Source organism: Oceanobacillus sp. FSL K6-0251 (assembly GCF_038004725.1).
Taxonomy (GTDB): domain Bacteria; phylum Bacillota; class Bacilli; order Bacillales; family Amphibacillaceae; genus Oceanobacillus; species Oceanobacillus oncorhynchi.
Genome location: NZ_JBBORS010000001.1, coordinates 2406820 through 2419782 on the forward strand (window position 1 = coordinate 2406820; position 12963 = coordinate 2419782).

The window sequence follows — 12963 nt, forward strand, 5'->3', positions numbered from 1 at the left end:
TGATATGGAATGACAATTCTAGATAGGAATGAAAGCCATGTCTGTTAAAAAAGAGAACTTATTAGAAACAGCAGAAACTTTATTTTATAAATATGGTTTCCGGGGTGTAGGTTTAAAGCAAATAATAACAGAAGCCAACGTCGCAACGATGACTTTATACAATCATTTTGACTCTAAAGCCCATCTAGTTGAAGAAGTGCTTAAAAAAAGAGAGGCACGCTATTGGTCTTATTTAGATTCTTTTATCGATTCAAACACCGATAATCCATTCATGGCTGCAGTAGAGGCTCATAATAAATGGCTTAAAGAATACTCTTATAAAGGTGATATGTTTATGAGAGCAATTGAGGATTATGCGGGAACTGATAATAACATTGAGAGTATTGCACGTGGACATAAAGAAAAACTGCTGCACTATTTTGAGGAACTGGCGAAAATGCAAAGTGTCGATAACTGGAAAGAATTAGCAATACAGTTCACTTTGCTGTTGGAAGGCACCACATCGATGGCTACATTAATCGGTTCTGAAGAAGCAATGAAATATTCTATTGCGATGGCTCGAATGCTGGTTTCGAGTTCATCGGGCAGGCGAAAAAATATTAATACGTTAATTCCCGGCAGATAGCGTTTTTTTACATTTATGTCACGTAGAGAAAAAATTTTGAGCAATCGAGAAGAAGTTTTTATAATCCATTTATAGTAAACTGATGAAAAGGAGGCGTTTTCATGAGTACAATGATTTTTGTTAACTTTCCAGTCAAGAACGTTGCTAATGCCACTGATTTTTACGAAAAACTAGGATTTACGAAGAACGATGACTTCTCTGATACCCACGCAAGCTGTATGGTATGGGACGACAACTTTTATATTATGCTTTTAGAACACGCTTTTTATCAACAGTTTCTCCAAGGTAAAAAGATTGCCGATACTCAAAAAGAAAATGCTGCCTTAATCTGCTTTAGCTTAGAAAGTGCTGAAGCAGTCAAAGAATTCGGTCAATTAGCGAAAACAAATGGCGGTGATGCTTATCATGTAGACATGGGGATGCCGGAAGAACAAATGTATGGCTTAGAGGTATCAGATATTGATGGAAATATGCTAGAACCGATGTGGATGAAGCAATAGGTATGGAATGAACATGCTATTGCTTTATGAAATAGAAGTTAAAATAAGGTTATTGGAATAGGCTGGCAGAAATAAAGCAAGAGCCGAATCGGGTTTACTATTATCATGTCTGTAGAAAAATCGGAATAAGGCGAATATACTTGTTATAGGAAATAGATAGCACTACGAATATGAATACAGAGAGGGAAATATCAAAGATTCAAACATACTCAATTCATGTCATTAGTAATTCTATAAGTAGGAATAGCCAATGCAAGCCTATAGCTATCCCTTTCATGCAATATTATGGTAAAGCATCTGCTATAAATGCTACATCTCAATAAAATATATTTGATAAGAGTAACCGCCAAAAATCAATTTTAATTAGCCAGATTGTGACTGCTTTATGTTAACAATAAAAGCAACTAATTTATTGGATACCTTAGAGTATGTATCCTTTATGAAAATATCTAGAAATAATTGTTTGCAAACTTATATTCTTACTTGAGAAAGAAGTGTTCCACGCGATGAGACCACGATCTACAGCGAAATAATTGTAAAAATAAAAATAACTCAATAATTTCTTGGACAAGCGAATGAAAATGAAACAAAAAATTATGTGTATATTGTAAAATAAGCATTAACTGTATCTTACCTACTGTGGAAGATGATAGAACAACCGGGTTTTTAAAACCTCCATGAACACAAAAAGTAGGATGTACTTTTAAAGGAGTTTCTGAAGGAGATATAAGGTTCAAACAATGAACCATTTTCATACGTCCTGTTCCTTATATAAGGAACAGGACGTATGAAAATGGTTTAAAATAAAAACCAGAGATTAAGCGAATTATTCAACATGAACAAATAGGGAACAGACGGACCAAAACAAGCTTTTATGTAGAGGGCAGGCAGAGAAAGAAGATTTATTTATTGGTGTATATAAAATATCATCCAAATAGATTATTACGTAAAATATAAATTTGACGTAATAATTGCAATTCTGATTACAGTCCTGTAAAATTTATCTATGAGGTGATCTAATGGCAAATCATTCAAAACAGCAACTTTACAATAAACTTCAAACGCTTCTTAAGGAACTTCCTTGGTATGTCGAGGAATTTATCAATCATAAAGAAAGAAAATTATCAGCAGCTTCATTACTCAATTACGCACACGATTATAAAATTTTTTTCAATTGGCTCGTGACCGAAAATTTTTATTCTGGTGAATTGAAAGATCTGCCCCTTGAGTCGCTTGAATCACTAACTGTTCAGGAAGCTGAACGATTTTTGACCTTTCTTAAATACCAATTACATAACAAGGAACTCACAATAAATCGCAAGTTATCTGCTTTAAAATCGCTTTTCAACTACCTGCAAAACATTGCTGAAACACGTGATTTACAGCCATATTTAAAACGTAATGTGATGGCAAAGCTTGAATTCAACGACATCAAAGAAAGTATGGAAACAACTGCAAATAAAATGGAAGGAAAAATCTTAATTGGTGATGAATATGAACGATTTCGCCAATTTGTTGCCCATGATTATGGTGAGCTTTATAAAGACAACAAAAAGCTTGCAAATTTTCACCGCCTAAATCGTGAACGTGATACAGCGGTTGTCTCGCTTATTTTAGGCTCTGGATTACGACTTTCAGAGGTTGTGAACCTGGATTTAGATGATATTGATCACAGCAAATTTACTGCACGTGTTATTCGTAAAGGAAACAAAGAACAATATGTTTATTTCAGCAAGCAAGCGATGGATGATTTAGATGAATATTTACAAATCAGAGCAAAACGCTATCATGTTGAGAAAACAAACAAAGCTTTATTTATCGCTGCTGCAATGGGACCAAAAGGCACACCAAGACGACTAACTGCGCGTTCTATTGAAAAGTTAATCGAAAAATACGCGAATGCTTTCGGAAAACCATCCTTATCCGTTCACAAACTAAGACATTCTTTTGCTACGAGGTATCACAATGAAATTAATGATGTACCGAAGTTAAGGCGCCAACTCGGCCACTCATCGATACAAACGACGATGATTTATACGCATATTAACAATGATGATTTGAAAAATGCTGTAGATAAAATGGATATGCCTAAAGGTGATGAGTGATTACTAGCGTATTATCCAATTCACTATACGATAAATTTTTAAATTCTCCTAGGTTTCCACTTGATTATACGAACGTTTGTTTGTATAATTAGAGAAACCAAACAAAAGGAGATAAAAAAATGCCTAGAAACCCAGGGGTCACGGACGAAGCTATTATTAGAATGTATAAAAGCGGTATGCCTTATAAAGAAATGGTTGCACGAGTCGGTATCTCTGATCGGGCTATTCGCAATGTAATCTATAAACATGGAGTTAAAATGAACAGAGAGCAATCTTCAGGGCAGCCGCGAAAGCATAAAGTTAATGAAAATTTCTTTAAAACGTGGTCACATGAAATGGCGTGGGTTTTGGGGTTGTTTATAACTGATGGTTGTATCAATCAGAGAATCTCTAGTGTTTCCTTAACTCAAAAAAATCAAACAATACTTCGTCAAGTGGCGAGATATATGGGTGCAGATTATATTTTATCGAAAAAATATAAAACAAGAACAACAGCAACATTGGTTATTAATTCAAAAGAAATTAAGAATGATTTAGCGAAGTTGGGAGTACTGCCTAATAAGTCATTATCTGTACAATTTCCTGAGGTGCCAGATGAGTTCCTCCCCTCTTTTATTAGAGGAGTTGTAGATGGTGATGGCTGGGTTCAAAAGAAAGGTTATGTGATGAATATTACTACAGCCAGTTTTAGCTTTGCCGAAGGACTTCTACTCGTTTTTCAAACATGGAAGCTGCGTAGTGAAATAACTGAAGAAATTACTCAATCTGGTAATCCAGTTTTTCGGGTTTGGGTAAAAGGTAAATTGTATCTTCCCAGACTGGCAGATATTATATACAATGACGAAATAGAGCATTATGAATCCTATAAAGAAAATTACTTAAGGCTTCATTCAAAAGCACATAATCAAATAATAAAGGAGTAATATAATGTGGAAATTAATTGATGGAAAGCTGATTCAGACAACAGATACATCGAGAGTGAAATTTAGAACAAATGTTAGCAAATCGATTATTGATCAATTAAATACATTGGCCATTCAATATGATACACACCCAAATTATTTATTAGAATCAGGCTTACAAGCGGTTTTAAAGCAAGGAGTTATTCAGTTTGATAAAAAATCTCGCCCTAAAGATCGTATTCAATATAAAACAACCTATGATAAAGAGTTATTACTTGAAATAAAGGATTTTGCAAAAGCACATAAATTAAGCGCCAATGATGTGCTAGAATATAGTGTTCATTTTATTGATTTTAACTCTGTGAAGAAGAGAAGCTATAAATATCGAATTGAAAAGCTTTAATTTTTTTATTTCCTATAACGCCCCCTACATAATATTTATTATGAGAACTAATAAAACAATCCATCTCACAACCAAGTATACTTTAGATAGTGAGACAAAATTAAATTTTTAACACTTTTGATTTTATATTCCATTGTTCATTCATACGGCTAAATCAAAATGATTTATTAATCTCAAACCTGATATTCATAAAGAGCTACAAAAAATTCACCAACCGTCTTTTGGCCGACTTGCTGAAATCCCTGACACTCATAAAAATAACATAAATTAGGTCTGTCAGCTGCACAATCCAATCTTATATATTTTTTCAGTTGCATTTTGGCTTGCTGCTTAGCCCAATCTATCAGGTTAACAGAAACGCCTTCTTTAGCATACTTTCTGCGTATAGCGATTTTATGCAAATATAAAGCGTCATTTTTATTTTCATGCGGCCAAAATATGTGATCCTGTTCCTGAACAATTATTGTTCCAGCAGATTCCCCATTTAAAAACCCAATAAACAGTTCATTCAGTGCATACTTTTCTAATAATGCTTCTTTGGTAAGTTCGCTAGTATACCACATTTCCTTATTTGTTCTCTTTAACCATTCGGCGGCTTCTTTTAAAATCGATGCAAATTGGTCTATCTCTTCCATATTAATATTTCTAATCATCCATTCCATATACGTCCCCTCCCTCCTTGCTCAGATACTTTGATTAATTATTCTTTTCATTTTATAATTTTCAGAATATTTATGTATGTAATTATATCACTTTACTGTAAATTGATAAATAAATTATGCTATCATATCTATTAAGAGGTGATTTTCTATGAAGTATGTATCTGCTAGAGTTCAAGGACGTGTGCAAGGAGTCGGGTTTCGGTACTTTACCCAACATGCTGCGATGAATCATGATATTGTCGGCTGGGTAAAAAATGAAGATGACGGTGCAGTAGCCTTTGAAGCATATGGAGAAGATAATAATGTAGACCGTTTTCTTGAAGAAATTAAAAAAGGCCCCTCTCGATTTGCAAAAGTAAATGAGATGGATGTCAATAAGCTTTCCGGAGATCCGGAGTATACCTCTTTTAACGTTAAATATTAAAAATAGAACGGGCACAGCGTGATAAAGCTGTGCCCGTTCTATTTTATAGAATTGGTGAAAGCAAACGGGAAATATCTTCTTTAAATTTAATCCATAAGGATCGTTTATGGTAGCGTTCAAGTGTTAACTCTGAGCTTAACTTACAATCTTCTTCAAATATATTATGCAATTCATTAGAAACGGCTTCATCATACGTAATCGCATTTACTTCAAAATTCAACCGGAAGCTTCGGGAATCGATATTCATTGTTCCGACAGAAGCCATTTTCTTATCCACTACAATGGTTTTTGCGTGCAGAAAGCCATTCTCATAAAGCAATATTTTCGCTCCATATTCTAATAGATCTCCTGCATATGCCCATGTAGCCCAATACACGAACGGATGATCCGGCTTGCAAGGAATCATGATTCGTAAGTCTACTCCTGATAAAAGCGCCATTTTACAAGCATCCATGAAACTCGTATCCGGTATAAAATACGGCGTTTGAATACAGACACTCTCTTTTGCAGAGAGAATCATCTTAATATACATATTCTTTAAATGCTCCGTCTCAGAGTTTGGACCGCTGGAAACAACTTGCACCGGGCTTGTTCCATGGTGCTTCTCTAAATGGAAGCAAAACTTCTTATAATCATCATGAAGCTTATCCTTTCCAGCCTGGTGCCAGTCCATAATAAATCGGACCTGTATGTCGTTGACAGCATTTCCGTATATTTTCAAATGCGTATCGCGCCAGTAACCGAATTTTTTATCCTCTCCAAGGTACTCATCGCCGACGTTGAAGCCGCCAATATAGGAGAATTCACCATCAATAATGACCATTTTTCTGTGATTTCGATTATTGATTCGGAAGTTAATCAGCTTTAAGAAGGATGGGAAGAACACACGCACTTCTCCTCCCGCCTTTTTTAAGTCATCAAAGAATCGGGATGGCAACTTTTTTGATCCTACTTCATCGTATAAAACGCGGACCTTTACGCCTTCTTTTGCTTTAGTAATTAATGCGTCTCTTAATCTTTTCCCAAGTTGATCGGGCTGAATTATATAATATTGCACATTGACTTCTTGTTTCGCTTCCTTGATGTCATTCAGCAGAGCATCAAACTTTTTATGGCCATCCTTAAATATGAAAATTTCATTGTCCTCTGATAATCTGCCGTGAGAAGAGCGTAAATTCATGGTGACAATGTCATTGTACTGATTTAACCATGGGATATCATCCCGTTTTTCTTCCTCTATCAGTTTTAGTTGTGTGTCTACTTCTTCTTTAAGCAGTTTTTGTTCTTCTGCTGTTAAGCCATAAAAGTTATTCTGTTTTAGACTGCGGCCTAAAAAGATATAAATTAAAAATCCAACAATGGGCAAGAAAAATAATATAAGCAGCCATGCCCAGGTATAGCCGACATCTCTTTTTTCAAAAAATAGCACACCTAGTGCCAGTAATAAATTAATAAAAATGACGATAGAACCAATCATCGTAATAATATTACCTATTTCCATTTCCAATATAATCACCTGCTTTTTTCTAAATTTGAACTATTTTTTTATCCAAATTTATTAGATTCATCCATATTACACTAAATGGGATTAAAAGTTAAGTCAATGATTGCTGCATAAAAAAAGGAACACTTTTATTTGAAAAAAGAGTGTTCCTTTTCTGTATTACTCATCCAGAGACAATTTTCTTAAGGGTTCTTTCGCAGGTCCTGCCAACACCTCGCCGTCATAATGATAACGAGAACCGTGGCAAGGGCAATCCCATGTTTTATCAGCACCATTCCAATTGACCTCACAGCCTAGATGCGTACAAGTCGTATCCAAAACATGCAGTTTTTCCTCCATATCCTTATAAACACCAGCGCGAGAGCCTTTTACCCTTGTGATGACGGCTTCATTTATTTCTAAATCATCTATTGTCCCTGGCGGAATAAAATCCAGCTTACCTTTTAAAAGCTCTGCGGCAACCTCCATATTAAATTTGAATAGATTCTTTAGCATCGGCTTTGAAGCGAAACGTGCCGGAGAAAATAATTCATTGTATGGATTTTCATCCTTTTCAGCAATACTATCTGCTATAATATTTGCAGCTAATGTGCCATTGGTCATCCCCCATTTTCGATAGCCTGTAGCAATGAAGATAGAAGGATCATCGTCAGTTATAGGGCCAATGTATGGCATTTTATCCAGCGTGGTAAAGTCCTGTGCAGACCACTGATAAGAAATGTCCGTTATCTCAAATTGCTCTTTAGCAAACGCCTTTAAATTGTCATAGCATAATTTCTCCTCCGTGCTTTCTCCTGAGCGGTGGTTTTCGCCGCCAATAAGAAGATAGGTATCTTTATTATTTAACGTAGCTGTCCGGATAGAACGGGTTGGATTTTCTACATTAATATACATTCCGCCCGGGTATTTACCTGTGTATTTTCCTGATACAATATAAGATTGCTCTGCATACATTTTGGCAAAATAGAGACCTTGATGATCAATATACGGAAATTGAGTAGCTGCTATCAGATAATCACATGCAACACGGTGCTTATCCTTTGTTAAGACCGTATGCTGTCTATTATATTCCAGCTTCATTGCAACAGTTTGCTCGTAAACCTCTGTGCCGTTTTTTACAGCTTCCTCTAGCATAAATTGTAAATACTTTAAAGGATGAAATTGGGCTTGTCCAGTCATTTTTAACGCTTTTTTAAAAGGAATCTCCAGCGGCATCTCTGAGGTAAGCTCTCCTGGAATATCTAAGGTCTTATATGCTTCTGCTTCCTTGTCTAATTGCGCTAAATAAGCGTTATCATTTGTATATAGAAACGCATCCTGTTCTTCATAATTACAATCAATCTGGTTTTCCTTGATTTCATTTTTTATAAAATGCATGGTTTCTTGCATGGCCTGATAATATTGTTTTGCTTTTTTCTCGCCCATGGTTTCAATCAGTTCTGAATAAATGATACCATGCTGGGCAGTGATTTTTGCTGAAGTATGTCCAGTCACACCACTCAGCACACGGTCAGCTTCTATCAGGATAACTTTTATGCCTTTTTTCGAGAGCAGATATGCAGCAGTGATTCCTGTTAATCCGGCCCCGACGACGCAAACTTCTGTTTTCTTTGATTCATCGAGCTTGGGAAAGTCTTGGAATGCGGTGTCTGCCTGCCAAATTGATTTTATATCCATATTTAATGCACCTCACATTTACATATTTTCTTTAGTATCTCCTGTTCACGTAATCATTACTCAACAGAAATAGAAAAGAATAAATATGAGGATATAGAAAAAGACTGCTTCTATAATAGGAAGCAGCCTTTGTATAATTAACGATTTTCAAAAAATAACCGGTTCAATGAAATATATTCATTCTCCTCTTCCGGCACTTCATCCTCCATATAGATTGCTTCTACTGGACAAACTGCCTCACATGCACCGCAATCGATGCAAATATCCGGATCGATATAGAACATATCTTCGCCTTCTTCTATACAATCAACAGGGCAAACTTCTACACATTCCCCCGCTTTTTCTGTTTTACATGGTGAAGTAATAATGAAAGCCAACGAGATTCTCCTCCTCTTTACCAATATTATTGACATATTAAATCATTATAACGCATTTTAAAATAAAAAGAAACGCTTTATGTAAGCATGAGATAAGACTTACTCCAAAGCAGAAGGCTTATCTCATGCTATTTTTTGCTTTATTTTTCTTCAAAGTAATCTTTTCTGAATCCTGCTATCCGATCGCTATTGTCAATAATAAAGTAAAACTCTTCTGTTTCATTTTTTACATCATACACCTTCCCCGGTGTAAGCTTACGGTCAACGATAAATTTCTTGGCATTAGCATGTACACATGTGATTTGTTTAATAGTTTCGCTGTTCTCCCAGTCTTTATGAATCATTCTTTTGTTCCCCTTCTCTTGTTTACATAATAATATTATAATCTATTTGAATAGATATAAAAAGTTTCCATACCCTTCTTTTTCCATTTTGTCCTTTGGAATAAAACGCATTGCAGCAGAGTTCATACAATAGCGTAATCCTCCTGCTTCTTTTGGTCCATCTTCAAAAACATGTCCCAAATGCGAATCAGATTGTTTACTGCGTACTTCGGTACGGATCATACCATGAGAAGTATCCGTCACATCTGTAACCTGCTGCGGGTCAACTGGCTTGGTGAAGCTTGGCCAGCCACAGCCGGCATCGTATTGATCTTTTGATGAAAAAAGAACATTGCCGGAAATAATATCGACGTAAATACCTTCTTCTTTATTATCCCAATATTCATTGTCAAACGGACGCTCTGTCCCATTTTCCTGCGTGACATGGTATTGCAGCGGTGTCAACTTTTCTTGTAATTCTTCTGCAGAAGGCTTATTTTGCCAATTCTCTTTGATAAATCCTTCTCGTCCAGATCCTTTTTTATACATTCTATAATGAAAAGAGCGTTTCTTATAATAATCCTGATGCTCTTCCTCCGCTTCATAAAATGGTTTAGCCGGAAGAATCGGCGTAACAATATCTTTTTTAAATTTTCCGCTTTGCTGCAGCAATTCTTTGGAATGCTCCGCTATTTCTTTCTGTTCTTCATCGTGATAGAAAATAGCTGTTTGATAGGATTCACCACGATCATTAAATTGGCCGTCTGCGTCAGTCGGGTCAATTTGCTGCCAAAATGTTTCTACAAGCTCTTCATATGGCATAATGCTTGGGTCATATTCTATTTGAACCGCTTCAACATGTCCTGTTGTATTGGAGCAAACCTGCTCATAGGTTGGATTTTCTACGTGACCGCCAGTATATCCGGAACGAATGCTGATTACCCCGGGACGTTCATCAAACGGCTCTACCATACACCAAAAACATCCTCCTGCAAAAGTGGCGAGTTCTTTTTGTTGTGACATACTTTTTTTCCTCCAATCGCTATTTTCCTTCTTTTCTATACTCTCCCCCTATTTTTCCTTTTTTATAAAAAAAAATCAAGCAGAAGGCTTATTTTAATCATAATTTCAGCCTTCTGCTTGACTTAAACATATAATCTCGGTGTAGAAACACCCTTTTCTCTATTTTGTACAGGTTCTTCTTTGATTTTTGCCATCTGCTCCGGCTGCTTATTGATTTCTGCTGTTTGATTTGGACGTTCTGGAGGAATACGCTCTTCCTCTGATATTTCCTCACTGTCTTCCTTGCTGAATGTTTTAAAAGCCTTCATCATCCTGTACATCGAAGGGAGATTCTTAATCATCGGTCCATACTCTTGCACTAAGGGTGCTGTTGATTGTACAACACCCAGAACCTGCTGTACCCCTCCCAACGTTTTAGAAAGCGTAGAAACGCCTCCTGATTGAGCCAGGCTTTGCGTGACACCTCCGCCTCCCGACCCGGACAATAAACTTGCTAATCCTCTTGATTCGCCTTTTGTATTTACAGCTCCGTTTGTGTTTCTTATTTCTCTCGGGATTCCCCTCAAATCATGGCGTCCATTACGAAAAGGGGGCTGCGGCGAACGAGGCATTTGATTTCTGCGTGGAAAAACCATCACTATCCACCCCTTATCCATCCATATTTACTCTTTTTTGTGTTCTGCTATAGAATATGCGGAAGCCATATAACTGTGTAGACATTCCCCCGTATTCATGCAATCATTTCCCGGGAAACCGCAGGAATCACCAATTAAACAGCTGGGAAGCCAAAAGAATGTCGAAATCATCCGATATTCGTCAAAAAGTCGTTAATCAAACGTTTGTTTAACTTCTTACTTTAAGCTTTTGCGATGAACTAATATGATTTCTCCATGAAAAAAGCAGCCTGTTTCAGCTGCTGTGTTTCCATTCATATTCCGACCAAAGTGCATCAAACGCTGCCAATGCACCAGGAAATGGACTATTCCATTCAAGGTATTCGCTGATTTCATCATACGTTTCAGCGTATTTCGGGAAATGATGATCGTAGAATGCCCAATCTGCTAGTTGAGAATAATCATCCTGCTCCAATTTCCCGCGATGTGTTAATAAGAATTGATAAAAAGATTGACGCATAGTTCCCCTCCCCTATTCATTCATAAAGGCTTCATGTTGTGCTTGTTTCTTTCGATATACCATCTTACATAATTGGATACTCAGTTCATAAATAACGATTAACGGTATTGCTACAACAATCTGCAGAAAAAAATCAGGCGGTGTTATCAATACCCCGACAACAATTAAAATAAAATAAGCATATTTACGGTTTTTCACCATAAATGCCGGAGTTAATATCCCCAGGCTTGTCAGGAACATGGTTACCACCGGAAGCTCAAATAAAAAGGCGAATGGCAGTGTTATTTTTAATAAAAATCCAAAATAGCGATCCACGGTAAACATAATATTAAACATATCATCATTCAAAGATAATAAAAATGGAAAAATCAATTTAATAAATACCACATAACCAAAGACAAGCCCCAGTACAAATAAAATTAATGATCCCGGTATGTACCCTAAGGATACTCGCTTTTCTTTTGCGGTTAAAGCGGGACTGACAAATGCCCAAAGCTGATATACGATAACAGGTATCGTTGCGGCAAAGGCAAGTAATCCTGCGATGGAAAAATAGATCCAAATAATCTCAGCTGGGCTGATGACTGTCAGCTGCATATCAATATCATCTACAAAAAACTGATAAATGCTTTTCACATTAATAAAACCGACAATAAAAAACAATAAGAATATAATCGCTGTAACAATTAAACGATTTCGGAGTTCTGTCAAATGTCCTCCAACGTTCATTTCTTTTTCTCCAGGTATCTGCTCTTCTGGTTCAGACATAGTTCACCCCACCTTTTTAACTGATGACACAAAAGAGATGCAAGGAATAATCCCTACACCTCTGCATTTGATTATTGTTTCTTTTTAGGATTGTCATTTAAAATATCCTGACTTGCATTTTTAAACTCTTTTAATGTTGTTCCAAGCGCTCTTCCGATTTCAGGAAGTTTATTTGGACCAAAGACAATTAAAGCAGCAATAATGATTAAAATTAAACCGGGAAATCCGATATTTGAAAATATGTTCATTATCCTTCACTCCGTATATGAGACTAAACTCATTTTTCTTCTTTCACAATCGACTTAACCTCTTTTGTCTCATCTGTGATATCCTGCGTTAAATCACGTGTAGAACTTTTAAATTCCTTCAGCGTTTGTCCGGCAGCCTTCCCTATTTGTGGAAGCTTATTAGGTCCAAAGATAATAAGGGCTAATATCACGATTAATATAAGTCCTGGAACGCCTATACTTGCAATACCCATCATTGACACCCTCTTTATTCATATTGTGTCCTCTAATAGAACATAATCTCTTTCC

Annotated in this window: 17 protein-coding genes; 6 read left to right on the forward strand and 11 right to left on the reverse strand. The window is 36.3% G+C overall.

The genetic code is table 11. The features are described 5' to 3' along the window. Positions 1 to 37: 37 nt before the first annotated feature. The 5 genes from MKY45_RS12110 to MKY45_RS12130 all read left to right on the forward strand — a co-directional run bounded on the left by MKY45_RS12110 (position 38) and on the right by MKY45_RS12130 (position 4535). Positions 38 to 625, forward strand: a complete 588-nt coding sequence (locus MKY45_RS12110; RefSeq protein ID WP_341172981.1) for a TetR/AcrR family transcriptional regulator — start codon at positions 38 to 40, stop codon at positions 623 to 625. A gap of 101 nt (positions 626 to 726) precedes the next feature. Beyond that, on the forward strand, positions 727 to 1125 hold the full coding sequence (locus tag MKY45_RS12115; protein WP_341172982.1) for a hypothetical protein: 399 nt from the start codon (positions 727 to 729) through the stop codon (positions 1123 to 1125). A 1019-nt stretch (positions 1126 to 2144) separates the two neighbouring features. Further along, positions 2145 to 3230: a tyrosine recombinase XerS gene (gene xerS, locus MKY45_RS12120; RefSeq protein WP_042534061.1), complete on the forward strand. Its 1086-nt coding sequence runs from the start codon at positions 2145 to 2147 to the stop codon at positions 3228 to 3230. Positions 3231 to 3349: 119 nt separating this feature from the next. Further along, a complete protein-coding gene (locus tag MKY45_RS12125) occupies positions 3350 to 4153 on the forward strand; it encodes an LAGLIDADG family homing endonuclease (RefSeq protein WP_193062162.1) in 804 nt (267 codons plus the stop codon). A gap of 4 nt (positions 4154 to 4157) precedes the next feature. Next, complete coding sequence (locus tag MKY45_RS12130; protein ID WP_042534063.1) at positions 4158 to 4535, forward strand: hypothetical protein; 378 nt, start codon at positions 4158 to 4160, stop codon at positions 4533 to 4535. 173 nt (positions 4536 to 4708) lie between these two features. Here the strand turns inward: MKY45_RS12130 and MKY45_RS12135 are convergent, their stop codons facing one another. Continuing rightward, on the reverse strand, positions 4709 to 5197 hold the full coding sequence (locus tag MKY45_RS12135) for a GNAT family N-acetyltransferase (RefSeq protein WP_042534064.1): 489 nt from the start codon (positions 5195 to 5197) through the stop codon (positions 4709 to 4711). A 148-nt stretch (positions 5198 to 5345) separates the two neighbouring features. Between MKY45_RS12135 and MKY45_RS12140 the strand changes: the two genes are divergently transcribed. Beyond that, entirely contained in the window at positions 5346 to 5621 is a 276-nt protein-coding gene (locus tag MKY45_RS12140) for an acylphosphatase (protein ID WP_042534065.1), read from the forward strand. A gap of 43 nt (positions 5622 to 5664) precedes the next feature. Here the strand turns inward: MKY45_RS12140 and cls are convergent, their stop codons facing one another. The 10 genes from cls to tatA (MKY45_RS12190) form a co-directional block, all read right to left on the reverse strand. Next, positions 5665 to 7122 (reverse strand): cardiolipin synthase, encoded by a 1458-nt coding sequence (gene cls / locus MKY45_RS12145; protein ID WP_042536270.1) that lies wholly within the window; start codon positions 7120 to 7122, stop codon positions 5665 to 5667. 162 nt (positions 7123 to 7284) lie between these two features. Next, complete coding sequence (locus MKY45_RS12150) at positions 7285 to 8802, reverse strand: FAD-dependent oxidoreductase (protein ID WP_341172983.1); 1518 nt, start codon at positions 8800 to 8802, stop codon at positions 7285 to 7287. A gap of 137 nt (positions 8803 to 8939) precedes the next feature. Beyond that, entirely contained in the window at positions 8940 to 9179 is a 240-nt protein-coding gene (locus MKY45_RS12155) for a 4Fe-4S dicluster domain-containing protein (RefSeq protein ID WP_017796848.1), read from the reverse strand. A 140-nt stretch (positions 9180 to 9319) separates the two neighbouring features. Continuing rightward, a complete protein-coding gene (locus MKY45_RS12160) occupies positions 9320 to 9523 on the reverse strand; it encodes a DUF6501 family protein (protein ID WP_042534067.1) in 204 nt (67 codons plus the stop codon). A gap of 42 nt (positions 9524 to 9565) precedes the next feature. Beyond that, entirely contained in the window at positions 9566 to 10525 is a 960-nt protein-coding gene (gene msrB / locus MKY45_RS12165) for a peptide-methionine (R)-S-oxide reductase MsrB (RefSeq protein WP_341172984.1), read from the reverse strand. Positions 10526 to 10647: 122 nt separating this feature from the next. Beyond that, positions 10648 to 11160: a VrrA/YqfQ family protein gene (gene vrrA / locus MKY45_RS12170; protein WP_052485075.1), complete on the reverse strand. Its 513-nt coding sequence runs from the start codon at positions 11158 to 11160 to the stop codon at positions 10648 to 10650. A 274-nt stretch (positions 11161 to 11434) separates the two neighbouring features. Continuing rightward, the gene (locus tag MKY45_RS12175) at positions 11435 to 11659 is read right to left on the reverse strand and encodes a YozE family protein (protein ID WP_289585151.1); all 225 of its coding nucleotides are present in this window, start codon (positions 11657 to 11659) and stop codon (positions 11435 to 11437) included. 12 nt (positions 11660 to 11671) lie between these two features. After that, positions 11672 to 12427 carry a twin-arginine translocase subunit TatC gene (gene tatC / locus MKY45_RS12180; RefSeq protein ID WP_042534071.1) on the reverse strand — a complete coding sequence of 252 codons (756 nt, stop codon included), beginning with the start codon at positions 12425 to 12427 and terminating at the stop codon, positions 11672 to 11674. 71 nt (positions 12428 to 12498) lie between these two features. After that, the gene (gene tatA / locus MKY45_RS12185; RefSeq protein ID WP_040982187.1) at positions 12499 to 12669 is read right to left on the reverse strand and encodes a twin-arginine translocase TatA/TatE family subunit; all 171 of its coding nucleotides are present in this window, start codon (positions 12667 to 12669) and stop codon (positions 12499 to 12501) included. A gap of 35 nt (positions 12670 to 12704) precedes the next feature. Beyond that, positions 12705 to 12908, reverse strand: coding sequence for a twin-arginine translocase TatA/TatE family subunit (gene tatA / locus MKY45_RS12190; protein WP_042534073.1), 204 nt, complete (start codon positions 12906 to 12908; stop codon positions 12705 to 12707). Between the last annotated feature and the right edge of the window lie 55 nt (positions 12909 to 12963).